This window comes from Jeotgalibacillus sp. JSM ZJ347 (assembly GCF_044383825.1).
Classification (GTDB): domain Bacteria; phylum Bacillota; class Bacilli; order Bacillales; family Jeotgalibacillaceae; genus Jeotgalibacillus.
Genome location: NZ_JBISEN010000005.1, coordinates 74,926 through 98,218 on the forward strand (window position 1 = coordinate 74,926; position 23,293 = coordinate 98,218).

Here is a 23,293-nt window from a genome sequence, read left to right on the forward strand (position 1 = left end):
ACCATTAAATTGTAAACTAGTTGCGCAACTTGTAATCTACAGACAAAATAACAAGGAGGATTTTATGTTATTTAGTAAAGTCTTTAAAAAGTCATTCTTTTCACTGATAGTAACTTTACTTTTTGTAGGGATGATATCCCCAGCCTATTCAAGTGCAGAAACTGTTGACTCAAATTCAGTAGAAAATGGTCTGCCAATGGAAACCATAAACTTAGCTGATAAGTATATCACAGTTACTAATAATAAATTCGTCATAACCGATAGCGAAGAATTAAAGAATGAAATTGGAGAAAAAGAGTTTAATATCGTTGAAAATTTAGTAAAAGAGAATAATGAATTGTTAAAAGAAAATTGGAATCCCAATATAGTAAAACAAGGCAATAAATTTACTGAATCAGTACAGAATGAGGCAAGTGGTCAATTCACTGTTCAAGCTGTAAATGCCTCTCAGTATATAGACGTTGATTATACTTGGTGGGGGATGCAAGTTTATTTTTCTTCATCAGCGATTACTGATCTTAATGATTTCCTTGCAATTAATGGTATTGTAGGTGGCTTAGGTGCTGCTGATGGAATTAAAAGCTTTCTAGCTAAGAATGGGTATAAAGTAACTTCAAAAGCATTAGGTCCTGTAGCGCTATTCTCTGGTGGAGTTAGTTGGGCTATGAGTAAAGTAGATAAAGGCAATGGAGTAAATCTAAATTGTGTACTTTACGTGCCGGCCACTATTACAGCAGCATAATTTAAAAGATCACCTCTTAATATCACATTATAGTGAATTAAGAGGTGATCTTATATTATAAGCAGAGTTTACGAAAAGTCTATTTTCTATTAAAACTTATCCCTATTGAAAGCCCACAAATTATCGCTAACACAAATATGTATCCTGAACTAACATCAAAGCCAAATTGTAGAGTGGCAACTATGACGAGTAAAATTAAACCAACGATAAATAGTAGAGGTCTTTTAATAATACCCAACATTATCCCTCCTTTATCCCGATCAATTACTAGAATTATTTACATTGTATAGAATATATTAGGATTTTTCAAATTATATATATACATTTAAAAATTTGCGTTTCTATAAGTTGCTATAGAAAAGTGATCAAAGGAATTACTCTTTTAGATAATCATGAAGTCTTGATTATTTAATATATGGTTGCAGTTCATATTTTTAAATGCAGTGATTTTCACTGTGTATTTGAATACACTAATATACTGATAAATAAAAAGGAATTTAAAAATGTGAATAAAGAACCTGCAAGAATTAATGGTAATATCTATGTTAATCTGAATAGAGACGATAAGCAAAGTTACATTTTCAGAACAGGATCAGTCAAAATGTACCTGACGTATTAATGGGGGAATCAATTTGCGGAAGATGATTAAGTTTTTGTTTGTACCACTATCAATCATACTCTTCTTAACTGCCTGTAATTCAAATGAAAATGACTTTGATTTGTTTCAATATAAAGGTTCTTATGTTGGTGACATTAGCGCAGTAGTTAATTCTATTGTTAATTTACAGGGTGCAAATCACTTTAGTGGATTAGAGCTCCACACAAAAGATGAACCATATGGGATCACTGTGAACTATGATTGGACCGAATCACAGTTAGATGAAAAAGAAACAGTGCTCAACAATTCTTCTTACTTATTTACATTGCTGCAAAATGTGGACTGGGTAAGCTTCCATTTTGATACTGAGGGTGAAGTGAATGAGTATAAGATTACTCGGAAGAAGTTACAGGAATCGTATGGAGTAGAATTGAACGACATTGATAGCGAAGATGTACTAACGAAGTTGATACAGGATTCTTTAGAAGATGTTCAAAGTGTAAATCAGCTTTTGAACTAAGGCATGAATTTAACTCCCTGTCCTAAACACAATTATGAATATTTACTTCAAATCAATTAACATTCAGAAGTCATATAGAATCATTGGTTTCACACTTCTGAATATACGTTTGTAGTGAATGTTCAAAATCGTTTTCAGGACAGGGATAATTTCCAAAAAAACTCCCTCTCAATATATGGAGAAGGAATTCTGTCTGGTTATAAACCGGTTGTTACTGTACTTCCTGAACTTCTTCAGTGTTAAAGTCAACGGTATATTCCTTTATCACCTTTTCGCTGCCATTTACCTCTTCATACACTCTAATGAAGTACTTTGTTCCTTCTTCTTTATAATAATCAATTGTAAGTTTCTCTTTTTCTTCATCATTTAGCTGGTTATACACAAGAGCTTCCGCATCATCCTTAGATAAAATGTTTTGTTCTTCTGCATATTGGTCACTAAGCGTATCGTCGCTATCTATTTCTCCATTTGATGTACTGTTATTACAACCGAATAAAATAATGGTCGTCATAATGATTGCTAATATAAGAATAAAACTTCTCTTCAAAAAATCACCCCATCCTAAGTTTGTTATAATCTACTCCCTATTTAACAAATCAAACAAGGCAGTGTTAATTCCTCTTAAATTATCATTTATCACCTCTAAAAGCGTAACACTCTGGGCAAGCGATAAAGTAATAGTCACAGAGCTGATTGCGATAATAACCAAAGACAATACTTTTACTACTTCTAATATTCTATTGTCTGCTTTCATTTCCCTTTATCCCCTTTAAATGATACAAAATTTTAACATTTTTAGTAACAAAATCATTTTCTAAATAGTAAAAAGCTCCTTCCCGTTATACGAGAAGGAGCCCCTGACTACTTAATAAATATCAGTTTGTTCAAAAATCACACTCAGAGAAGAAACTATCTTCTACAACATTTAATCAAAGAATCAAAGAAGCCGTCTTATCATCAATCACTAAAACATTCAGGTAACCGCCCTTTAAAGCGGCTTTGACCCCTTCTGCTTTATGTGTGCCTTCCACAATTCCGATTAGTTCGGGAATTCTTTTGTATTCTTCGATATCCAGCCCGATGACCATGTCATTCAATGGATGTTTGATTTGCTGACCATGCTGATCGAAAAAGCGTGAGCCAATGTCACCGACGGCTCCGGCCTCTTTCAGTGCCTTTAAGTGATCCTCTTTCAGATATTCCATGGTGGTCATCGTGGACTGCTCGAAAGGGGTTCCCATTCCGACCACGGCCATATCTACATTACGCCCTTCTTCAAGGACCATTGAAATATCCTCTGACTCAACAAGTCGTTTTTTTAGTTCTTCGTTTTCAACCATTGCTGGCGCGTACAGATAAGAGCATGTTGTGTTCATCTTCTGCGCCAGCTGATAGGCAAGCAGGTTGGAATGCACTTCAACGAGTTTTCTGCCCATTCCGCCCACTAGAGGAATAACCTTTAATTCCTGATGGGTTTCATAAGGATATTCCTCTACGAACTTTGCCAGAGTGGTGCCCCAGGATATGCCGAGTGATTTTTTGTCTCCAATATTTTTAGACACATAGACTGAGGCTGCTTTTCCCAGTGAGTGTTTGACCATCTCCGGACTTCTGCCGGCTGAAGGAACCACAATCGCTTCCTTCAGGCCGTACTTTTTTTCAAGTCGATTTTCCAGTTCGACTGTATGTGCATTTTCATCTTTAATATAGATTTCGACAATCCCGTGTTCACGGGCTTTGTTCAGTAATTTTGATATTAAAGGACGGGACACGCCGATTTTTTTTGCAATTTCTGCCTGTGTCATGCCTTCAAAATAATATAATGTTGATACTTTTACGATTTGCCTTCGCTCATCCCAATTCATGATCGCTGCACCTTCTCATTTGATTTAGATTAGTAAAACAAATGTAAGCGGTTTCTTGTTGTACTTCGATTACATCCTGTTTTTACATTAATTGAATCATCCTGTTAAGATTATAACATGTGCCGGCTGGATTTGAGATGAACCATTTGTCAGTGGTGAACGCCTTGTCCAGTCCATGAAGCAGCTGCTTCGTAAAGACTTTCTGTGATGGTAGGGTGAGCATGAATCATAGAAGCCAGTTCATCCACAGTGCCTTCCAGATGAATAAAGGCTGAAGGTTCTGCAATCATTTCCGTTACATGCGGTCCAACCATCAGAACGCCCAGTATTTCTCCGTATTTAGTGCCTGCAATCAGCTTCGTGAAGCCTTCCGCTTCTCCGTGCGCCAAAGCTCTGCCATTACCTGAGTGCGGAACAGTCACTACTTTATAGTCGATTCCCTTTTGCTTTGCTTCTGCTTCTGTCATGCCGACACTGGCAACTTCCGGGCTTGTGTAGACACAGCGTGGAACGAGTTGATAGTTAATGGCCTGTTTTTCCCCAGCTGCATTTGCAGCAGCAATCATTCCTTCTGCGCTGGCTGAATGGGCAAGCAGCCATCCGCCAATGACATCTCCGACTGCATAGACTGCAGGGTTACTTGTAACCATTTCTTCATTCACTTTAACGAAAGGACCATCCATCTCCAGATTCAATTCGGAAAAAGCGGATGTATTCGGCGCCCGGCCTACAGCCATCAGGATCGCTTCAGTATCAAGTGTTTCTTTCTTCCCCTGATCTGTTTCAATATGGATCTGCTTCTGATCAATTTTTATCACTTTCGTTTTAGTGAGAATAGAGATCCCTTTCTTCTTCAATGACTTAGCAAGTGCTTTTGATGCTTCCGGTTCCTCACCGGGTATGATTCTGTCACCCATTTCGATGATTGTGACGGGTACCTTCAGGCTCGCAAAAATACACGCAAGCTCAACGCCAATGATGCCTCCGCCTACAATGACCATTGATTCTGGAATCTTTTCGATATCGAAAATCGTATCACTCGTGTAGTATTCGGCCGTTTCTATTCCGTCAATTGGCGGTACGATCGGCTTTGAGCCGGTTGCGAGAATCGTTTTTTCAGCATGGATGACCTCTTCCTTGTCAGCAATCTGAATGGTGATGTCACCCCCGCTTTTAACTTGAGCAAATCCGTTATATACATCGATCTTTCCCTGCTTCAATAAGTATGAAATACCGTTTCTTAATTGCTGTATAACAGCGTCTTTGCGCGCCAGCATTTTGGATAATGAAAATGTCAGCTCGCCTGTTTCAATTCCCCAGCTTTTCGCTTTCTCAATACTTTCGATTACTTCTGCATGCCGCAGCAGCGTTTTAGATGGAATACACCCGCGGTTCAGACAGGTGCCCCCGAGGTCACGTGCTTCGACCAGCGCTACCTTTTTACCGAGCTTGGCTGCACGAATCGCAGCGACATAACCACCGGGACCTCCACCGATCACAACCACTTCATAACTATTCAATAGCATCTACTCCTTAGACCAGTAATTTAAAAGGCTGTTCAAGTGTCTCTTTTAGCTCCGTTAAAAATGCCGCAGCGGGTGCACCGTCAATGACACGGTGATCAAATGACAGGCTCAAAACCATCATTGGGCGGAGCACGATATCACCATTTACACCGACAGGCTTTTCGTTGATACGTCCGACGCCCAGAATGGACGATTCAGGCTGGTTGATGACCGGTGTGAAAGCATCAATCGCATACATGCCAAGGTTACTGACTGTGAAGGTACCTCCTGCCATTTCTTCAGGTTTCACTTTGCTGTCACGCGCCGCTTTTCCGAGACGTTTGCATTCAGCTGTCAACGCTGACAGACCTTTTTGATCTGCATGTCTGACCACCGGCACGATTAATCCGTTATCAACAGCAACTGCAAGCCCTAGGTTGATCTCATCCTTATAGACAATCTCATTTCCTTCTAAAGAAACATTGATATTCGGATGACGGGTTAATGAATAAGCAACGGCTTTTAGAATGATCTCTGTATAGGAAACCCTGAAGCCGGTCTGTTGTTCAATCGATCCGAGCAGCTGCTTACGCATACTGATTGCTTCAGTCATATCGACTTCTGTCGTCAGGGTTACATGTGGCGCTGTCGTTTTACTTTGGAGCATGCGCTGCGCTACGACTTTGCGGATACCATCCATCTTCACACGTTTGCCGCCAGTTGCAGCAGGTGTCTGAGTGGAATTACCGGCAGCTTCAACGTCTGCACGATAGATTTTTCCGTGTGACCCTGTTCCTTTGACCTCCTGTAAGTCTACACCTTCTGCTTCCGCTACTTTTTTCGCAAGCGGTGTTGCTTTTGTTGATGAACGTGAGGATACAAAAGCCATGACATCACCCTGATGAATTCTCCCGTTTGGTCCGGATCCGGAGACATCAGCAAGGGTGACGTTTTCTTCTCCTGAGACTCTTCTCGCAGCCGGTGTGGCTCTGATTTTCTCAGCAGATGAATGATGGTCCTGTGAGGCAGGTGCTGCTTCAGACTGCGTTTCAGCGCGCTGCTGCGGTTCAGCTTCAGCTGCTGGAGCTTCTGCATCCTCCTGTGGCGCTGCACCTGATTCGCCCGGTGGTGTGTCAGGTACTTTTTCCCCTTCTTCACCGATATAGCCGACCACATGATTAATCGGCACTTCGTCGTCCTCTTCGAAATACTTCTTCAGCAGAATCCCCTCTTCATACGACTCTACTTCGATATTGATCTTATCTGTCATAATTTCAAATAAAGGCTCTCCTACATCAACTGAATCACCTTCATTTTTAAACCACTGCAGCAGCGTTCCAACTTCCATGGTGCTGCTCAGCTTCGGCATGAATATTTCTTTCGCCATAACCCCGTTCCTCCCTTTTATTAGCGGTTTAATGTTTCTTTGACAGCTGCAACGATCTCATTCACACTCGGGATCGCAGATTTTTCAAGTTCAGGATTATAGGGGATCGGCACTGCCTTTCCACCGAGACGCTTGATCGGTGCGTCCAGATAATCGAATGCTTCACTTTCAGCGATTGTACTGGCAATTTCCCCGCCGAAACCACCGCGTTTGACGGCTTCGTGTACAACCACGAGACGGCTTGTTTTCTTTACGGATTGAATGATTGTGTCTGTATCTAATGGCACAAGCGTACGCGGATCAATGACTTCTGCGCTGATCCCTTCTTTTTCAAGCGCTTCAGCTGCTTCAAGCGATTTATGAACCATGATCGCAGTAGCAACAATCGTGACATCTTTACCTTCACGCTTAATATCTGCTTTCCCAAGAGGGATCGAATATAATTCCTCAGGTACCTCTGATGAAGTTTTATAGCATAATTTATGTTCATAAAAGATCACCGGGTTATCGTCATCCATCGCTGCTTTTAAAAGACCTTTTGCATCGTAAGCTGTAGAAGGCTGAACGACTTTTAATCCAGGCACATGGGTCATCCACGCTTCAAGACTTTGAGAGTGCTGGGCAGCTGCGCCGGTTCCTGACCCGGCCGGCGTACGCAGCACCATCGGCACTTTCCCTTTACCGCCGTACATATAGCGGATCTTTGCCGCCTGATTCACCATATTATCCATGGCGATCGTAATGAAATCTGAAAACTGAAGCTCCAGGATCGGGCGCATACCTGTCAGTGCTGCCCCGACAGCTGTTCCAGAGATCGCAGCTTCTGAAATAGGGGTATTTCGGATACGTTCCGGACCGAATTCTTCAATCATGTTTCTTGTTACACCGAAAGCGCCGCCGTAGACACCGATATCTTCTCCCAGAATAAAAACGTCTTCATTCTGGCGCATTTCCTGACTCATCGCTTCCCTGACCGCTTCTAAATACGTTAGCTCTCTCATACCCTTCCGCTCCTTTGTTCTGCTTTATGCATAGATATCTTCCATTAAGTCATCAATTGTTGGCATTGGACTTGCTTTTGAAAATTCAACAGAATCCTCAATTTCTTTTTTAGCTGCTGCTTTGATCTCATCGGCTGCTTCCTCCGTTAGTAAGCCTTCTTCAATCATGACATCACGCAGGTGCCTGATCGGATCTTTCGCCCGCCATTCCTGCTCTTCCTCACGCGTACGGTATTTTTTCGCATCACTCTTTGAATGCCCCTTCCAGCGATACGTCTTCGCTTCAACAATGGAAGGCCCCTCACCGTTTCTTGCACGATCCACAGCCTGTCCTACACCATTCATGACATCAAAAATATTGTTGCCATCGACGACTGATCCCGGAATACCATAGGCTTCCGCGCGCTTTGCCACATCTTCAATATTCATCATTTCTTTAACTGGACCTGACATACCATATTGATTGTTTTCGCAAATGAATACGACCGGCAGTTTCCAGATAGATGCGAGGTTAATTGCTTCATGAAAGCTTCCTTCATTTGATGCACCATCTCCAAAGAAGCAGAGCACAACAAACCCTTCATTTTTCATTTTGGAAGTCAGTGCCGCTCCAGTTGCAATGGCAAATCCTCCGCCGACAATTCCGTTTGCGCCAAGATTGCCTTTATCAACATCTGCAATATGCATTGATCCGCCTTTTCCTTTACAGTAGCCGGTTGTGCGTCCGAATAATTCAGCCATCATCCGGTTCACTTCCGCTCCTTTTGCGATACAGTGTCCGTGTCCTCTATGAGTACTCGTAATCTTATCGCGATCCTCCAGCACGGCAATTGAACCGACTGCTGATGCTTCCTGCCCGACTGCTAAGTGTGTCGTCCCGTGGATCATCCCTTTAGCAAAAAACTCATCCACTTTTTCTTCAAAGAAACGGATCTGCCACATCTGTTTTAATAAATTTGTTAAATCAGTTTCTTTTACATTTGACGGTAGATTTTTTACCTGCGTCATGTGTATTCCCCCTCGTTATTTTTACATTTGTTCATTACCGTAACATATGTAAAAATTATAAGTCTTTTCAGTTTATTCGTCAAGAACAAAAGGGCCAAACTTCTTGTAAAATCAGAAGTTTGGCCCTTTAAATAGGCAGTTTATTTTTTCTTTGGATTATAGGTTTTGATGACTCTGCGGGAAGAATGAACTTCTTTAATCATCCGGTAAGGCTTTTTAATCGCACGATAAGGAAGTGATAATAAAAGCTTACGAAGATTATCATGGTATTCTTCCGTAATTCGTGTGGGCTTAGAGGAAACACGCTCATAGATTTCCTTATAAAAGTCTTTTTTAAGATCCATATTCATTTCCATTGTTTCATTGCATTCCTGACAGCGGATCCGTTTAATATGATTATTAATGTAGGTAATTTCATGGTTCGTCTCGTCTTTACACTTTGAACAGTATAAGCCGGCTTCCATTTTATTCACTTTCATATTAGCGCACCTTCTCGTTTAAATATTTAACATGTCCTTACGAATATTATAATCGATTTTTATCCATACCGATACTTCCGCGGAATGTTAAACGTTAACCAGGACTGCCTTTATGACTGTGAAGAAAGCATATCATCCTGCATCCGGCGCAGTCTCCAGATCGTTGATTCCTTCGTCTGTACGACATCCTGATAAGTAATAAGTTCACCCTTTTTAACTGAACGCTTCAATTGAACATTGCGGTCAACGAGTCCAAGCGGCAAAGCATTTTTCTCCTTTGCATCAGCAGCTGACAGAATGCTTCCATAAACCGTGAAACCACCAATGCTATCAAGGAATTGACCTTCTTCAAGATCCGTTTTTGCGACTGTGACTGTTTCTGCCTGAAGTCCTTCCCACGGAGCAATTGTTGCCTCATTATAAATATACGCGCGGGCAATTGAGATCGGTGTCTCAAGACTTGTCAGATGATAGGGACGATACAGCACGTAATTTGGCCCTTCTCCCATGCTTAAGTACTGCATTTCATGATTGACTTCAGCTTTTTCTGAAGCGATGATGGCAAATACACCTGGTGCAACACCGTTGATGTATTCCACAATCTTTTTATTGCTGACCTGACCGCCGTCTTCTTTCAGCTGAAAAATCTCCGGTAACCCTTTTACATCACTGACAAAGCCATGCATGCCAGGCTTGTCAGGAAGAAAGCCGGTGGCATTCGCTACAGCGGTCATTTCCACCATTGTCTTAGTACCATCCTGGAAAGATGCGAGCATTTTTGGACTGGCGCCTTTTCTTGCAGCTTCTTCTGCTGCCGAATCAGGATTCGCTGAGAGGTTGAGGGGGTTATTCTTACCCTTTCCAAGTGCAACCACCTCAAATCCGAGGGCATCTGCAAAATCATATAATTCCATGACAGCACCTGGTTCATCACCTGCTGTTCCTGTATAGACAACTCCACTTGCATCAGCCATTTTCAAAAGAAGCGGGCCGATTGTGACGTCTGCCTCTACATTCAACATGACAATATGTTTTTTATTTAAAATGGCATCCCATGCTATTTTCGCACCAATATCAGGTACACCTGTCGCATCAACGATCACATCCACCTCTGTTGAAGATGTAACCAGCTGTGCATCCGTTGTCGCTGCCACTTTACCTGAACGGATCGCTTCATCCGCTTCTTCTAACACGTTTGTTTTGACGATATCTGTGTCCTGCACACCAGACTTTACATAGGCATTTACTACATGATCGATCTGGATATCTGCAGTCATCACCACGCGCATGCCTGACATACTTTCGATCTGTGAAACCATTCCCCGGCCCATCTGACCTGCGCCGACAAGGCCAACCTTGATCTGACCTCCTGCTTTCTCCAACTCTTCAAGCTTCCTGTTTATTCCTAGCATAGTATAATCTCCTCTTTATCAGACTTTTAGAATGCGAATGTCCGCTCCCAGTGCCAATTCAGGCATCTCTTTTTTCTCTACACACATCGTTCCCGGCAGGTCAGCTGTCACATCTCCTGAAAAAGAGATTGTACAGTGGCCGAGTTCCTGAAGCGTTTCATTCACTTTGCTTCCGACAAAAAGAATTTCATACCGCTCATCATTGATTTCTAGAAAGTCTCCAGCTTCCACCTTCTCAGCAAGGTCAGCTGTTTCATGTATAACAGCAAATGACCGGAGCTCTTCTGGTACTGTGTCGTTAAAAATCACCATCATATTTTCCTCAGAAAACAACTCGACATCTTCACCGATTCCTGTAATTTTCGCTTTATATTTATTAATCATAAGATTGTTCACCTGACTTCCTCTCCCTTCTATTAATACAATCCGAAGCTGAATAAATACGCAATGACAACTGCGAGTGGTCCGGTAATCAGTCTTGATACGAGTACGGCCGGAACACCGACTTCAATAGTTTCAGGCTCAGCTTCTCCAAGCGTCAGTCCAACCGGAACAAAGTCGGCTCCAACCTGAGGGTTAATGGCAAATAGCGCAGGCAGTGCAAGCTCCGGCGGAATATTGCCACGGCCAATTTCCACCCCAACTAACACACCGACAACCTGTGCAATAACTGCACCCGGTCCGAGCAATGGTGAAAGAATTGGTAGTGAACAGATCACTGAAAGAATGAGTAATCCGATAAAGTTACCGGCAAGCGGTGTAACGAAATTCGCAATAATATCGCCGATTCCTGTAAAGGTAATAATTCCAATTAACATACTGACAAATGCCATGAATGGCAGGATATTTTTCAGCACTTGATCAATTGTTTCGCGTCCTGCCTGATAGAGAACCCCAACCACTTTACCTGCTCCGCGGCCGACACGTTCAACGATGTTCATTTTTTTCGGTTCGCCGGTGCTGTTAGCTGCTACCTTTCTTCTCGCCTCTTCCTTTAATTGCTGCGGTGTTTTTCTTACCGCCGGCGCTTCTGTCTCATCGACTGCCTTTTTTACTTCGTTCTGATCTTCATAAGGTGCTGCTTCAGAACTGATATCTGAAGTTCTTACACCTGACACAAAGTTTTCCTCATTGATAAACTTCATCAAAGGACCTGATGGTGAAGTCGCATTCACGTTGATCGTTAGAATATTCATCTTCGGGTAAACACCACAGCGTGCTGTGCCACCGCAGTCGATAATGACACAAGCCATTGTTTCCTTTGCATAAGTACTTTTAAATCCATCAACTGCTTCAGCACCGGTTAACCGTGCAATTTCAGCTGCTACCGGATGAATACCTCCTCCTGTAACAGATACGATATATCTTTGTGTTTCATTTGGTCGTATAGTCAGTGGTCCGCCCCAGCCTCCCTGGCCTTTTGTTACGGAAACTGCTTTATAATCTACTGGTGTTTGATTTTCTGCCATTTTGCCTGCCTCCTTTTCATTTGAACGTGCTATTTATAATCAGACTTCCATCCCTTTTGCTTTCATCATGCGGACCGTAATGATTTCAGTTACGATGCCACGGATTAAAATGACAACGATCCCTACTAACAGGAAGCGAATCGCGAGTGGTCCAAGTGATAGTCCAAGTTCAGTAATTCCAGCTGCGATTCCCAGATAGACAAATAATTCTGCCGGATTCGCATGCGGGAACAATCCAGTAATCGGATGAACAAATGATACAGCCGAATCATAAAAAGCCGGTTTTTGTTTTTCAGGCAGAAATTTCCCGAATGTGTACGCCATTGGATTTGTTAAGAAGAAAACGGCTAGTACCGGAAATAATGTATAACGCAAAATAATGTTTTTCGTGCTTTTTCTAGCCAGTCTATTGATACGTTCTTCACCTATTAATCTAATAAGTGCATTAATTGCCGTGATTAAGACGACCAATAGTGGAATAATGCCCGTCACGAGTCCTGTGAATGTATCTGCACCTGCCTGAAACATACCAATAAAACCTTCAGCGAGTGATACTAAAAAATCCATCTCTATTCCTCCTTATACTGCCAGATTTGTTTTTTTACTCATTTGCGCTTCAATTTTGTTAATCGCCATCATAAAAGCCTGGCTATCAGTATCCTGGTTAAGTTCTTCCTTCATTTCTTTTATATGCAGCCCATTATATTCTGTATATGTTTCAAATCGACTGAATACAGTTACGCCCTTCATCCGTTGACTCTCGACCAATACCCCATTCTCATCTGTTACTAAAATAGCAATCATGCCTATTCCTAATTTCTGTTTTTGTATCCCGACCCCCAGGTATCCGGACGATCTGCTGCTCATTTTTTTAAGCGTTGCCTGATAATTCTTCAGCTGGATTTTTGTCATTATAATCTGAAGGATCCATATCCCGGCAAAAACAACAATGAACCATCCCCACACAACAAATCCCCTCCATTATTTTTACATTTGTCACGACTAGTAACAAATGTTATTAAAAACATTATAAAAGCGCTTTCAGAATAAATCAATAGTAATTTAAAGAATATTTCAATTATTACAACAGGAATTTTGGTAAAAAGCAATACTTTTTAACTATATTCATCTTTCTCTTTCTTATTTTCATCAGGATAAACATTTAAAACCTGCAAATGATCGAACCGTTTGCAGGTTTTAGCTTTTTACTATCAATAGTTTTATATAGGATCAATAACGGCAAAAACTTACTCTTCTTAAGCAGTTGATCTGCAATCCCCCGAGTTCAGTTGACCAGTAACGAAAAAGACCATATGTCAGCCACAATGTTTAAATGATTTTGGTTCTTGATATAAATGAATTGAATTTTATTCTTACAATATAAAATCCTTTGATTAATGGGTAAAAAGAGATAAAATTAAAAGTTAATATGAACTTTAAAAACGGAATCAACTTTACGTACGGTAAAAAAGTTAATTAATCCCAAGATTTTCACACTAAATAATTGAACAAACGACCCAGCATACATTATTTTCTTTCTCTTTCAAAACTGGAACACCTGAAATAATCAAAATTACAATAACAGGCAGGACGTGACGACCATGACACAAATTAAGACTGAAAAATTGGTTGAATTCATTGAAACAGCACTTAATTATTCCCGGGCCGGATTCACGATTACAGACCCACTGCAACTGGATAACCCAATCATTTATGCTAATAAGGGTTTTTTAGATATAACAGGTTATGTAGAACATGAAGTGATCGGGAAGAACTGCCGTTTTTTACAGGGAAAAGATACAAATCCTGATACAGTAGATCAAATTCGGACCGCAATTAGAAATCAAACTTCTATTAACGTGCAGATTTTGAATTATACCAAGGATCAATCACCCTTTTGGAATGATCTTCATATTGACCCTATTACAATTGAAGATCAACTATATTTTGTAGGGGTACAAAAAGATATTACAGAGAACATTCATCAAAAAGAACAATTGGTTAAACAAGCGATCGAAATTGAATTAATGTCTACACCGATTGTACCAGTTCAAAAAGGTGTCTCTGTATTACCGATTATTGGTGAGCTGAGCCATAACCGTTACGTTTCTATTACCAATAATCTGATGGACTACCTGAACCGATCCGAGGATGATTACATATTGGTTGATCTCTCTGGTATGATTGAGGTCGATACAACAGCGATTGAACATTTATTCCAGCTCCAGGATCTGACAAAACTGACTGGCACTGCAATGTTTTTTACAGGAATTAAGCCTACACTTGCTATCAAGATGATCCATATGAATGGTACCTTCGATAAATTGCGATCTTTTTCAAATGTTAGGGCTGCACTTGATGTGATTAATCAAAAGGATGAGTGATTATTTTAATTTTACAAACCATGATTAGCCATACTAAAAAGCGGTGAGCCAATGCTACACCGCTTTTGCGTGAAATGAGTAAGTTTAATGCAATATTTTTTAATGTCATTTATTGACATATTGATCATTGGTACTGCACTTCCAGTCATCGATGGGTTTTTAATGAGTGGCTGCTCATATTTTTTCCTAAACCTAAAAGATAATGATCCTTTATTTTAATGAAATCCACACGCAATAGATTTCAGCAGCACATCACAAAAGGATGCGCTGCCGACCTCTTATCAAACACCCACACTGCCTCTCCCTGTGTATATTTCCACGCAGCCAGCGCCGCACCGCAGGCGTCAATTTCGTGCGTTTCGACCATAGGATAAAGTCCGTTCAATCCCCATTTTCCCAGAGCTTCGATGATATCTGGCCGTACATCCGGGTCTCTTTTATAGCGTAACGCAAGCCCTCTCTTCTCCTCATCAAGACGCAGGCCGATTGCAGCACCGGGATGCACTTCAAGAATCGTCAAACGTCCAGCGGAATCAAGCTCAGCAAGGCTTCTTGAAAGCGCAATGCCTCTCAGTGTCAGGTAGACCATCCGTGTCATCGTCGGCGTCATAATTGAGCTGCCAGATAATCCATTTGCTTTGATCATGTAGCGGAGCGCTTTTTCCTGCTCCCTATCCCCTCCTCCGTCCTGATAGGAGAGCGGAGCATCAAAACCAATCGTGACCGCGTCCTTTTTCAGGCAGTCTGTCACAAGTGACCGGATCCTGTCATCTGAAGCTCCTTTTATAAAATCAATCAGTTCCAGTTCACCATTCACTTTTTTAAATACAGATACGACTGTATCTTTATGGTTAGATGGACCGGATAAGTCAACGCCAATAATGATCATAAGTGTATGCCCTTCTTTCTGATTCCTTAAAACCGCCTACTCATTTGAGGAAAGTAAAACCCTATATCATTTATCATCCCTTACCCCTTGCACAAGTGTAAAAACTTATTAATCATCCTGATCACATTAAAAAGAAGACAAAGATGGACCGCTCTTTCATTTCTTTTTAATAGTCATATTTATCCAGATCATACTGCTCGCTTTCTAGCTCTAATAACCACTTCTTTCTCGCTGACCCTCCGGCGTATCCGCCAGTTGAACCGTCACTTAAAATCACCCGGTGACATGGAATGATAAGTGCGAGCTGATTTGATCCATTGGCTCTCGCAACTGCGCGCACAGCAGTTGGCTGCCCAATTTCATGTGCGATGTCAGTATAGGATCTTGTTTCACCAGACGGGATTTCCTTCAGCTTGTCCCATACCTTCAGTTGAAAAGGTGTTCCGATCAGTCTGACTGGTGTATGAAATTCAGTCAGCTCACTTTTGAAATACAGATCCAGCTCTCTCTCAATTGATTCAATGGGTCTTGGCTTTCCCGGAATGATCGCTGAACGGGTTTTCCTTCTAAGCACTTCAATCTCTTTTTCCAGTCCGCGCCGATCAACAAACTCAAGGAGGTATAGTGCAGCTTCATCTGCAATCGCAATCATCGGTCCCAGCCTCGTATCAATCCAGGATGCTTTCAGAATTTGGGCATCTTTAGCTGCAGCAGGTGCATCTCCCATAATTCTTGAGAACGCATCCCTGAAGCCGCTTCCTGATTCATAGCCTGTTGTCAGCTGGGCATCAATCATTGGCTTTCCCGATCTGATTTCTTTCATCGCAATGCCCATTCTTCTTGCACGGGCATATTGGACAAACGTCATCCCGAAGCGCTTTTTAAATTGACGTCGCGCCGTTGATTCATCGACAGCCAGTTCACGAAAGTCCTTTTCTCTCCACTTCTTCTCCGGATTCTCCTCCACAGCCTGTACAAGTGTCTGAACAAGCTTAGACACCTGATTTGGGTGAGAAAGCGGCGAGCACCTTTTACACGGACGGAAAGACGCAAGCAGCGCCTCTTCTGCCGTATGATAGAACTCACAGTTCTCAAACTTGGGCTTCCTTGCCGGGCAGGTCGGACGGCAGAAAACACCTGTACTCTTCACACCTGCAAAGAATAAGCCCTCATAAGCTGAATTCTTCTCCAGTAACGCTTGATAGAAATCCTTCTTTTGATCGTCAGTCATCAGATGAGCACCTCATTTCTTACTTATCTTTACCTCTATTATAATCGTATGTGAAAACTGCGCCGCCGGAAATCAGGCAGTGATTTAAATAAGTCGTTTTTTCAAAACAAAACCGCCCTCTGAAAAGGCGGTTACAAACATATGATTCTCTACTCTTTCTCCAGGATAACAAGAGACGACACCATTGGCACCAACCCGATAGGACTCTGGGACACAACCTTCCATCCCTTCTCAAGCAGCTGATTCAACTCACTGACGTTATTCTTTTTATCAGATTGATAATGTACTGTGATTGCTTTTTGCATCATACACATCCATACATTTATAACGATTCAAGATTCTTAAACATTTTTACAGCTTCATTCTATTATTCAGTACACTCTTTTTTAGATTGAAAATACCGGAGTAAGTTTACCAGTCTCCACGTACATCATTTGCTTTCTGGTTAAACTTAACAGTACGATAAGAGAAGCATCATAATACATTTCAATGGAGGAATTCAGATGAAGTATACAGTGATCACAGGCGCAAGCTCAGGAATTGGCTATGAAGCTGCACTCGCTTTCGCATCTCGCGACAAAAACCTGATTCTTGTGGCAAGGCGTGAAGCCGAGCTCAATCATTTGAAAGAGAAAATTCAAAGCATGAACGCAGACTTAGACGTCGTCCTCAAGCCAACAGACCTTTCTGAAAGTGAACAGGTTCATGCTGTATACGAAAGTCTGAAAGAATACGATATTGAAACCTTCGTTAACAACGCCGGCTTCGGAAACAGTGCGGCGGTTGCTGAACAGGATGTAACGAAAACGGAGAAGATGCTGCGTGTAAACGTTGAAGCACTCACAACACTTTCCACTCTTTACGCACATGAATATGCTGATAAAGAAGGCGCGCAGCTGATCAATGTGTCATCTGACTTAGGCTACAGAATCGTGCCAAATGCAGTTACATATGCTGCGACCAAATTTTACGTGAGTGCATTTACAGAAGGCCTGGCACAGGAACTGCAGGACAACGGAGCTGCACTGAAAGTTAAAATACTGGCGCCTTCTATGACCGAAACGGAATTTGTTAAAACGGCACGAGAGATTGATGAGTTTAGCTATAGTGAGAACGTGCAGAAATTCCATACTGCTAAAGAGATGGCAGGGTTTATGTTAGAGCTTTATGATAGTGAGCAGGTTCTTGGAAAAGTGAATAGTGAGAGTTATGCGTTTGAGTTGATGGGGCCGGTTTTTCAGTATACTTCGCGGAAATAGGATCTTTAATTTGTTGATAAATTGATATAAATCTTCATCTAAAGACGCTTACGTAAAAATCATACGTAGGCGTCTTTTAGAGAGGAATTGACCCCCCAATATAAATGCTCTGCTATAGCTTTATTTCTTCTAATATAGATCGAATCATGTGTTTTGAATCATATTCATAACTCGAATGAGGCACAATCACCGGTACTTCAGGAAAGAGTGTTCCGTTTATCTCTTCATTAGTAAATCCTTTATTATACAAGTTCTGCACATGCTCGCTCAATTCTTCCAGATAGTTAAGCTTCTTTCTCATAGCTGATTTCCCATCCTGTATGTATCCTGCATGCTGGCAGAACATCTCTTGAAAATCGAATTGAAGAAGGTTTCTGATGGATCTTATCATATCAGGGACAGATTCATCTTTCATAATGACCTTTGGTTTTGGATGTATGAACAGATCTCCGGAAAACAACCTCCCATGTTCCTTATCGTATAAAGCCATATGATTCTTTTCATGTCCCGGAGTATGTATCAGTTCATATGAATGATTCTCAGATTCGATGGTCTTACCAAACGGACATGGTGAGAATGGCTCCCGCCCTCCCCATATGTTCTTCCTATAGGAAGGGAGTTTCGCTTCAACCCTACACTCAGAAACCGCTTCTTTTTATATATATATAGGAATGTTCAATTCTGTTTGCAGCCATTTCGCTGTGCCTGTGTGATCCTCGTGAGGATGGGTAATGCTCACAAAATCAATAGGGGTTTCCCGATAGAACGACTTAAAATCTTTAAGCATTCGCGAAGCTCCCGTATCAACCAGCATTCCATCTATATAAAATATATAAACTGACATGAAAAATTTTCCGCGTCTTACGTTTCCTAATACAGAGATTACTTCTCCATGATGACCAACTTTCATTTTACACCTCTCTCTAAAATAAAGCGCTCTCTTTTAATTTTATCAAATATTGACGAGATAAAAGATAGATAACCATTTACTCATCAATATCTTGAAACTGAAAGATTCGTTCCCTGTGCTAGATACAATTCCTACACAATTTTGTTAACTTATATAAATGAATTAAATTGTGTTCGACACAGGGTCAAAGTTTAACCCGCTTTATTCATCTTTTAAAAAAAAGACTTCCTCCACCGTTGAGTTGAAAGTCCTCGCAATCAGAAAAGCGACTTCTAACGTCGGTGAATACTTTTCTTTTTCTATGGCGGCAATGGTCTGTCTGGTGACACCTACCTTTTCAGCCAGTTGCTGCTGCGTCATTTCACCGTGGTGAAAGCGCAGAGTACGTATGTTATTACTGAGTAAACTCTTTCCCATCCTTAAAACCCTCTCCGGTAAAAGTAAATTCTTGAACAATCACCGATCAGCGCGGATAAAAAGCCGAAGAAAAAGAGAAATGGAAAGATGATAGACGGATCTATCCGAAACGCCAGCATTCCCATCGAGAGCGCAAACCCTGTGATAAAAACGTAATGAGCGTTTCTTGTTCCTTTCAAATCAATCAACTTATCCCGTTCATCCTGAATAAAAGACTCTTTGCTTCGCGTCACGATGCCTGTGACAATACTTGTAATAACGTGTGCGACAATATGAAAAACAATGCTGGCAACAGTCAAAATAATAAATACGATTCCCCAGAAATGTAGAACTTCATCTGAATGGAGGTTTCCTTCCTGATAGATCCAATAAACATATATTCCTAATCCTATAAAAACAATTAACGTACTGACAATGGAAATCATACTACTTTTTTCTTGATAGGACATGTGTCTTCTCTCCTGTCAATTCAATTTAACAATTAGTTTGCTTTGTTATACATATAGTATATTTATTTTAACATTATGTAAAGTATTTTTAACATATTGTTAAAATAAATATGAAACCTGTCTCTAAAATCAAAAACGATTTTGGAAATCATTTGTTGCCACATGGTTAGAGTTTAGGACAGCGCCACCATTAATAAGCAAAATAAAAAGAGCCCCTAACCCTGAAAATCAGCATTTGTCGCTCTTTGTGAATGAGGCTGATGATTCATCCTATCGCCGCCTCCATTCTCATCTGGAATGTCAGCTATAACAGCTACCTGAGTATACAGACGCTTTTTCAGGACAGAAAAAATTTCATCAATATCTTACATTTGCTTTTAATACTAAGACATATTAAAATTGCGAGTATGAAAATACCATATCATCCACCAATCGAAAGTATTTCTTTCACGAAAGTACTTCATGCTTTAAGTGAACCGAATCGTATAAAAATCATCCGATGTCTAAACGAAAGTTTTGAAAATAATTGTACAGCTTACTCACTAAAATTAATGCTGCCAAAATCCACGGTCTCTCACCATATCAAGGTGCTTCGTGAGTCTGGATTAATTAAGGCAAGAATTGATGGAAAGGAGCACATTTATTCTCTCAGAAGAGATGAGATTGATAAAAAGTTTCCGGGTTTAATTCAAACCGTGACCGGAATAAACGAAGAAGATATCTAGACCTTTAAGGAGTCGGCATGCGGCTCTTTTTTTTTTTGGCTTTTTTCTGTCTATCGAAAATATTTATCATTATCGTTGCATAAAAAAATAAACGGTGATATGATCTTCAATAGTTCGAAGGTTTTCGAACTATAAAACAATATTGGAGGATTTATCATGAAAAATATATTAGTTATTAATGGTCACGAGTACTGGCCATTTGCAACAGGAAAGTTGAACAAAACTTTGTTCGAAGAAATGATTAGTCATTTAGAAGGTTCATATCAGATCAAAACAACTGTCGTTCAGGACGGTTATGATGTGAAAGAAGAGCAGGAAAAATTCTTGTGGGCAGATACAATTATCTTTCAAACCCCTATCAACTGGTTCAGCTTACCTGGCGCATTCAAAACCTATATTGATGCTGTATATGAGCCTGGTGTATTCTTTGGCGGAGATGCAGTCTATGGTAAAAACGGGATGATGAACGGAAGAAAATACATGTTCTCTACTACGTGGAACGCTCCGGAATACGCATTCAATGATCAAGAGCAGTTCTTTAACGGGCAACATCTTGAACAAGCACTTGATCATTTACACAATATGAATAAGTACGTTGGACTTGAACCACTTGAAAGCTTCGGAGCTCATGATGTGATGCATAATCCTGACATCGATAAGTACCTTACAGAACTTCGTGCTCATATGAAAAAAGTATTTAACGTATAACTCAGTCAAACAAATGAGGTGAGAATATGCTAAAAGATGAACTACAATCAGTCAGAGAGAAATTTTTTACAAATGCTCCTTCACACGTAACAGATAACGTAACCAGGGCAACGAATGAGCTGATTGAATCAGGCTTTGCAACCGGACTGAAAAAGGGAGACAAGGCTCCTGATTTCACTTTAAAAAACGCAGCTGGAAAATCTATTACTTTATCTAAAGTGCTTGAAGACGGACCTGTCATTCTGAATTTCTACAGAGGCGGCTGGTGTCCTTACTGCAACCTTGAACTAAGAGCATATGAAGCAATGCTTGAGGATATAAAAGCAGCTGGCGCTCAATTAATCGCTATATCGCCTCAAACGCCGGACCAATCACTAACGACGGTTGAGAAAAATAACCTTTCGTACGAAGTTGTCAGTGACCCCTCACAAGAGGTAATTGCAGCGTACAATTTATTATTTGAGATGCCTGAGTACCTGGTGGAAACGTATAAGCATGATTTCAATCTCAACTTAGCTGATTACAACAGCAAGCAACATTCATGGCGCCTTCCCGTAGCGGGAACAGTTGTGATCAGTCAATCCGGAACCATTATTATGTCGAGTGCAAATGTTGATTATATGTACCGGGCTGAACCTGAAGAAGTGTTACGGAATTTAAAAAACCATAGTAAAGTATAAATAGAATAAGGGTCTTTGAACCCTTATTCTATTTATATATGTTTCAGGGAGGTGTATGAATGAATAAATATGTTTTTGGCCTTTTAGTTGTCATTACGACTGCATTAATGGGATCTTCATTTGCCATAGGAAAAATAGCACTTACTTATATTTCCCCTCTACTTTTAAACGCTATTAGATTCATCATAGCCGGCACGATTATAGCTGGCGTTATTATTTACATAAAAAAGCCTCATCCCCGTTCAGTAAAGGATTGGTGCATCATTGGATTAATTGGCTTATTTCAGACCACTGCCGTCATGAGCTTTATTTTTATGAGCCTGAATACGATACCTGCAAGTCAGTCGTCCATCCTAACATTTATTAATCCACTGCTTGTCATCGTCTTTAGTACATTCTTTTTGAAAACCAGGTATCAGCTGAGACACTGGTGTGGTGTGATTTTAGGTTTTATTGGCGTCTTTATTACATTGGATGGTCAACTGGACTTTCAGACGGGTACTTTACTCAGCCTGCTTGCAGCTGTATCCTGGGCGATAGCTACTATTCTTATTAAAGTATTCGGGAAAAGATTTGACCTGTGGGTCCTGACGGGTTATCAGATGCTTTTTGGCGGTCTGTTCCTGCTGTTATTCAGCTTTTTATTCGAGGAACAGACTTTAATTCTCACGCCTGCATCCATCTCCCTTACATTATGGCTTGCAATCATGGCTTCAGTTGTTCAATTCACGATCTGGTTTTACCTCCTTCAAAAAGGAGATCCCGGAAAAACAAGTGCTTTCTTATTTCTCGCACCATTTTTCGGTGTATTTTTTGGATGGTTACTTCTCGAAGAAATACTGTATGTAACAACATTGATTGGAGGCTCCTTCATTCTGTTAGGCATCTTTCTTGTGAACTGGAATGGAAAACAGAATGCTGTTCAGGCAGAACATAAAGCTGCAAAAATAATATGAATGAAGCGACTCAATTATTGATATCTGATTTAATGACCTAACGAAGATGGAAACAATATTGATCGTATTTTCATGAGTAAAAGAAAGCTGAATAAAAATAAAAATGCGCTGATCATCTAAAAAAGAGGATCAGCGCATTTTTATAGATGTATTGCCTTTTCTACACAGTTTTTATTAGAATTACGGTCAGCTTTCTTCTATTGAATGATATCAGCACAAACACTATTTCAAATCTAACACATAGTTTATTTCCATCAGAGAAATTTTTGTACCCTGAATAAATACCTTTTTCTATAGAAACTTTTGATCCTTATCGTTAACCCAATTACATTCAGTTGCCACCTTAAATCATTTTTGCTCCGCTTCCTGAAGTAAGTATCCAGTTAATATCTAAATGCATTTTCAGAACTGAGAGCTTTTTCACCTTACAAAATGTAATATATAATTGACATTATTTAATATTTAGAATAATATAAATGTAGAAGGAGGAGATGATTGTATTTGAAAAACAAAAAAATGAAGGTCGCACGTGTTGAAGCCGATGTTTCTCAGGAAAAGTTAGCAGACCTTGTCGGCGTGACAAGGCAGACCATTAATCTGATCGAAGCTGGAAACTATAACCCGAGTCTGAAATTGTGCATCGCCATATGTAAGGTATTAAATAAAACTTTAGATGATTTATTCTGGGAGGAATGATCA

Annotated in this window: 27 protein-coding genes and 1 pseudogene; 9 read left to right on the plus strand and 19 right to left on the minus strand. The window is 40.5% G+C overall.

The genetic code is table 11. From position 1 onward, the window contains the following. Positions 1-64 precede the first annotated feature (64 nt). Both ACH6CZ_RS13995 and ACH6CZ_RS14000 read left to right on the plus strand, forming a co-directional pair. Positions 65-742, plus strand: coding sequence for a cell surface protein (locus tag ACH6CZ_RS13995; protein WP_374098084.1), 678 nt, complete (start codon positions 65-67; stop codon positions 740-742). 641 nt (positions 743-1,383) lie between these two features. Beyond that, entirely contained in the window at positions 1,384-1,860 is a 477-nt protein-coding gene (locus tag ACH6CZ_RS14000; protein WP_374098127.1) for a DUF4825 domain-containing protein, read from the plus strand. A gap of 211 nt (positions 1,861-2,071) precedes the next feature. Here ACH6CZ_RS14000 and ACH6CZ_RS14005 read toward each other — a convergent pair whose 3' ends face one another. The 13 genes from ACH6CZ_RS14005 to ACH6CZ_RS14065 form a co-directional block, all read right to left on the minus strand. Continuing rightward, a complete protein-coding gene (locus ACH6CZ_RS14005; protein WP_374098085.1) occupies positions 2,072-2,407 on the minus strand; it encodes a hypothetical protein in 336 nt (111 codons plus the stop codon). A gap of 30 nt (positions 2,408-2,437) precedes the next feature. Continuing rightward, on the minus strand, positions 2,438-2,614 hold the full coding sequence (locus ACH6CZ_RS14010; protein WP_374098086.1) for a hypothetical protein: 177 nt from the start codon (positions 2,612-2,614) through the stop codon (positions 2,438-2,440). A 175-nt stretch (positions 2,615-2,789) separates the two neighbouring features. Next, a complete protein-coding gene (locus ACH6CZ_RS14015) occupies positions 2,790-3,728 on the minus strand; it encodes a sugar-binding transcriptional regulator (protein WP_374098128.1) in 939 nt (312 codons plus the stop codon). A gap of 146 nt (positions 3,729-3,874) precedes the next feature. Continuing rightward, a complete protein-coding gene (gene lpdA / locus ACH6CZ_RS14020; RefSeq protein WP_374098087.1) occupies positions 3,875-5,251 on the minus strand; it encodes a dihydrolipoyl dehydrogenase in 1,377 nt (458 codons plus the stop codon). Positions 5,252-5,258: 7 nt separating this feature from the next. Beyond that, entirely contained in the window at positions 5,259-6,617 is a 1,359-nt protein-coding gene (locus ACH6CZ_RS14025) for a dihydrolipoamide acetyltransferase family protein (protein WP_374098088.1), read from the minus strand. A gap of 20 nt (positions 6,618-6,637) precedes the next feature. Next, positions 6,638-7,618, minus strand: a complete 981-nt coding sequence (locus ACH6CZ_RS14030) for an alpha-ketoacid dehydrogenase subunit beta (protein WP_039807473.1) — start codon at positions 7,616-7,618, stop codon at positions 6,638-6,640. A 24-nt stretch (positions 7,619-7,642) separates the two neighbouring features. After that, positions 7,643-8,626 (minus strand): thiamine pyrophosphate-dependent dehydrogenase E1 component subunit alpha, encoded by a 984-nt coding sequence (locus ACH6CZ_RS14035; RefSeq protein WP_374098089.1) that lies wholly within the window; start codon positions 8,624-8,626, stop codon positions 7,643-7,645. A 140-nt stretch (positions 8,627-8,766) separates the two neighbouring features. After that, the gene (locus ACH6CZ_RS14040) at positions 8,767-9,105 is read right to left on the minus strand and encodes a bh protein (RefSeq protein ID WP_374098090.1); all 339 of its coding nucleotides are present in this window, start codon (positions 9,103-9,105) and stop codon (positions 8,767-8,769) included. A gap of 110 nt (positions 9,106-9,215) precedes the next feature. Beyond that, positions 9,216-10,517 (minus strand): NAD(P)H-dependent oxidoreductase, encoded by a 1,302-nt coding sequence (locus tag ACH6CZ_RS14045; protein WP_374098091.1) that lies wholly within the window; start codon positions 10,515-10,517, stop codon positions 9,216-9,218. 18 nt (positions 10,518-10,535) lie between these two features. Beyond that, positions 10,536-10,913, minus strand: a complete 378-nt coding sequence (locus ACH6CZ_RS14050) for a PTS glucitol/sorbitol transporter subunit IIA (protein ID WP_374098092.1) — start codon at positions 10,911-10,913, stop codon at positions 10,536-10,538. Between the two features lie 20 nt (positions 10,914-10,933). Further along, positions 10,934-11,986: a PTS glucitol/sorbitol transporter subunit IIB gene (gene srlE, locus ACH6CZ_RS14055; protein WP_374098093.1), complete on the minus strand. Its 1,053-nt coding sequence runs from the start codon at positions 11,984-11,986 to the stop codon at positions 10,934-10,936. 39 nt (positions 11,987-12,025) lie between these two features. Beyond that, a complete protein-coding gene (srlA, locus tag ACH6CZ_RS14060) occupies positions 12,026-12,553 on the minus strand; it encodes a PTS glucitol/sorbitol transporter subunit IIC (RefSeq protein WP_039807463.1) in 528 nt (175 codons plus the stop codon). Between the two features lie 12 nt (positions 12,554-12,565). Beyond that, entirely contained in the window at positions 12,566-12,952 is a 387-nt protein-coding gene (locus ACH6CZ_RS14065) for a transcriptional regulator GutM (RefSeq protein ID WP_374098094.1), read from the minus strand. Between the two features lie 635 nt (positions 12,953-13,587). Here ACH6CZ_RS14065 and ytvA point away from each other — a divergent pair. Then, positions 13,588-14,370 carry a YtvA family blue-light photoreceptor gene (ytvA, locus tag ACH6CZ_RS14070; protein ID WP_374098095.1) on the plus strand — a complete coding sequence of 261 codons (783 nt, stop codon included), beginning with the start codon at positions 13,588-13,590 and terminating at the stop codon, positions 14,368-14,370. A gap of 241 nt (positions 14,371-14,611) precedes the next feature. On the opposite strand, the gene ACH6CZ_RS14075 is transcribed toward ytvA, so the two are convergent. From ACH6CZ_RS14075 to ACH6CZ_RS14085, 3 genes are all read right to left on the minus strand, one after another. Next, positions 14,612-15,259 carry a DUF429 domain-containing protein gene (locus tag ACH6CZ_RS14075; protein WP_374098096.1) on the minus strand — a complete coding sequence of 216 codons (648 nt, stop codon included), beginning with the start codon at positions 15,257-15,259 and terminating at the stop codon, positions 14,612-14,614. 166 nt (positions 15,260-15,425) lie between these two features. After that, positions 15,426-16,490, minus strand: a complete 1,065-nt coding sequence (locus tag ACH6CZ_RS14080) for a bifunctional transcriptional activator/DNA repair enzyme AdaA (RefSeq protein WP_374098097.1) — start codon at positions 16,488-16,490, stop codon at positions 15,426-15,428. 149 nt (positions 16,491-16,639) lie between these two features. Next, positions 16,640-16,795, minus strand: a complete 156-nt coding sequence (locus tag ACH6CZ_RS14085) for a hypothetical protein (RefSeq protein ID WP_374098098.1) — start codon at positions 16,793-16,795, stop codon at positions 16,640-16,642. A gap of 198 nt (positions 16,796-16,993) precedes the next feature. Between ACH6CZ_RS14085 and ACH6CZ_RS14090 the strand changes: the two genes are divergently transcribed. Continuing rightward, the gene (locus tag ACH6CZ_RS14090; RefSeq protein WP_374098099.1) at positions 16,994-17,749 is read left to right on the plus strand and encodes an SDR family NAD(P)-dependent oxidoreductase; all 756 of its coding nucleotides are present in this window, start codon (positions 16,994-16,996) and stop codon (positions 17,747-17,749) included. 112 nt (positions 17,750-17,861) lie between these two features. Here the strand turns inward: ACH6CZ_RS14090 and ACH6CZ_RS14095 are convergent. The 3 genes and pseudogenes from ACH6CZ_RS14095 to ACH6CZ_RS14105 all read right to left on the minus strand — a co-directional run bounded on the left by ACH6CZ_RS14095 (position 17,862) and on the right by ACH6CZ_RS14105 (position 19,525). Further along, a pseudogene (locus tag ACH6CZ_RS14095) lies at positions 17,862-18,659 on the minus strand (MBL fold metallo-hydrolase). 201 nt (positions 18,660-18,860) lie between these two features. Continuing rightward, entirely contained in the window at positions 18,861-19,076 is a 216-nt protein-coding gene (locus ACH6CZ_RS14100) for a helix-turn-helix transcriptional regulator (protein WP_374098100.1), read from the minus strand. A gap of 2 nt (positions 19,077-19,078) precedes the next feature. Then, the gene (locus tag ACH6CZ_RS14105) at positions 19,079-19,525 is read right to left on the minus strand and encodes a hypothetical protein (RefSeq protein ID WP_374098101.1); all 447 of its coding nucleotides are present in this window, start codon (positions 19,523-19,525) and stop codon (positions 19,079-19,081) included. 260 nt (positions 19,526-19,785) lie between these two features. On the opposite strand from ACH6CZ_RS14105, the gene ACH6CZ_RS14110 reads away from it, so the two are divergent. The 5 genes from ACH6CZ_RS14110 to ACH6CZ_RS14130 all read left to right on the plus strand — a co-directional run bounded on the left by ACH6CZ_RS14110 (position 19,786) and on the right by ACH6CZ_RS14130 (position 23,290). Continuing rightward, complete coding sequence (locus ACH6CZ_RS14110; protein WP_374098102.1) at positions 19,786-20,250, plus strand: ArsR/SmtB family transcription factor; 465 nt, start codon at positions 19,786-19,788, stop codon at positions 20,248-20,250. A gap of 156 nt (positions 20,251-20,406) precedes the next feature. Further along, the gene (locus ACH6CZ_RS14115) at positions 20,407-20,958 is read left to right on the plus strand and encodes an NAD(P)H-dependent oxidoreductase (protein ID WP_374098103.1); all 552 of its coding nucleotides are present in this window, start codon (positions 20,407-20,409) and stop codon (positions 20,956-20,958) included. A gap of 26 nt (positions 20,959-20,984) precedes the next feature. Next, the gene (locus ACH6CZ_RS14120; RefSeq protein WP_374098104.1) at positions 20,985-21,638 is read left to right on the plus strand and encodes a peroxiredoxin-like family protein; all 654 of its coding nucleotides are present in this window, start codon (positions 20,985-20,987) and stop codon (positions 21,636-21,638) included. A 59-nt stretch (positions 21,639-21,697) separates the two neighbouring features. Continuing rightward, positions 21,698-22,594, plus strand: a complete 897-nt coding sequence (locus ACH6CZ_RS14125) for a DMT family transporter (protein ID WP_374098105.1) — start codon at positions 21,698-21,700, stop codon at positions 22,592-22,594. A 501-nt stretch (positions 22,595-23,095) separates the two neighbouring features. Then, the gene (locus ACH6CZ_RS14130) at positions 23,096-23,290 is read left to right on the plus strand and encodes a helix-turn-helix transcriptional regulator (RefSeq protein ID WP_374098106.1); all 195 of its coding nucleotides are present in this window, start codon (positions 23,096-23,098) and stop codon (positions 23,288-23,290) included. Positions 23,291-23,293: the final 3 nt, after the last annotated feature.

Bases quoted from the DNA above. Each gene is read 5' to 3' on its own strand.
- ACH6CZ_RS14030 (WP_039807473.1), bottom strand. From the start codon at position 7,618: ATGAGAGAGCTAACGTATTTAGAAGCGGTCAGGGAAGCGATGAGTCAG.
- ACH6CZ_RS14115 (WP_374098103.1), top strand. From the start codon at position 20,407: ATGAAAAATATATTAGTTATTAATGGTCACGAGTACTGGCCATTTGCA.
- ACH6CZ_RS14040 (WP_374098090.1), bottom strand. From the start codon at position 9,105: ATGAAAGTGAATAAAATGGAAGCCGGCTTATACTGTTCAAAGTGTAAA.
- ACH6CZ_RS14000 (WP_374098127.1), top strand. From the start codon at position 1,384: ATGATTAAGTTTTTGTTTGTACCACTATCAATCATACTCTTCTTAACT.
- ACH6CZ_RS14045 (WP_374098091.1), bottom strand. From the start codon at position 10,517: ATGCTAGGAATAAACAGGAAGCTTGAAGAGTTGGAGAAAGCAGGAGGT.
- ACH6CZ_RS14075 (WP_374098096.1), bottom strand. From the start codon at position 15,259: ATGATCATTATTGGCGTTGACTTATCCGGTCCATCTAACCATAAAGAT.
- ACH6CZ_RS14025 (WP_374098088.1), bottom strand. From the start codon at position 6,617: ATGGCGAAAGAAATATTCATGCCGAAGCTGAGCAGCACCATGGAAGTT.
- srlE (WP_374098093.1), bottom strand. From the start codon at position 11,986: ATGGCAGAAAATCAAACACCAGTAGATTATAAAGCAGTTTCCGTAACA.
- ytvA (WP_374098095.1), top strand. From the start codon at position 13,588: ATGACACAAATTAAGACTGAAAAATTGGTTGAATTCATTGAAACAGCA.
- ACH6CZ_RS14105 (WP_374098101.1), bottom strand. From the start codon at position 19,525: ATGTCCTATCAAGAAAAAAGTAGTATGATTTCCATTGTCAGTACGTTA.
- ACH6CZ_RS14080 (WP_374098097.1), bottom strand. From the start codon at position 16,490: ATGACTGACGATCAAAAGAAGGATTTCTATCAAGCGTTACTGGAGAAG.
- ACH6CZ_RS14100 (WP_374098100.1), bottom strand. From the start codon at position 19,076: ATGGGAAAGAGTTTACTCAGTAATAACATACGTACTCTGCGCTTTCAC.
- ACH6CZ_RS14085 (WP_374098098.1), bottom strand. From the start codon at position 16,795: ATGCAAAAAGCAATCACAGTACATTATCAATCTGATAAAAAGAATAAC.
- ACH6CZ_RS14035 (WP_374098089.1), bottom strand. From the start codon at position 8,626: ATGACGCAGGTAAAAAATCTACCGTCAAATGTAAAAGAAACTGATTTA.
- ACH6CZ_RS14125 (WP_374098105.1), top strand. From the start codon at position 21,698: ATGAATAAATATGTTTTTGGCCTTTTAGTTGTCATTACGACTGCATTA.
- ACH6CZ_RS13995 (WP_374098084.1), top strand. From the start codon at position 65: ATGTTATTTAGTAAAGTCTTTAAAAAGTCATTCTTTTCACTGATAGTA.
- ACH6CZ_RS14010 (WP_374098086.1), bottom strand. From the start codon at position 2,614: ATGAAAGCAGACAATAGAATATTAGAAGTAGTAAAAGTATTGTCTTTG.
- lpdA (WP_374098087.1), bottom strand. From the start codon at position 5,251: ATGCTATTGAATAGTTATGAAGTGGTTGTGATCGGTGGAGGTCCCGGT.
- ACH6CZ_RS14110 (WP_374098102.1), top strand. From the start codon at position 19,786: ATGATTCATCCTATCGCCGCCTCCATTCTCATCTGGAATGTCAGCTAT.
- ACH6CZ_RS14120 (WP_374098104.1), top strand. From the start codon at position 20,985: ATGCTAAAAGATGAACTACAATCAGTCAGAGAGAAATTTTTTACAAAT.
- srlA (WP_039807463.1), bottom strand. From the start codon at position 12,553: ATGGATTTTTTAGTATCACTCGCTGAAGGTTTTATTGGTATGTTTCAG.
- ACH6CZ_RS14090 (WP_374098099.1), top strand. From the start codon at position 16,994: ATGAAGTATACAGTGATCACAGGCGCAAGCTCAGGAATTGGCTATGAA.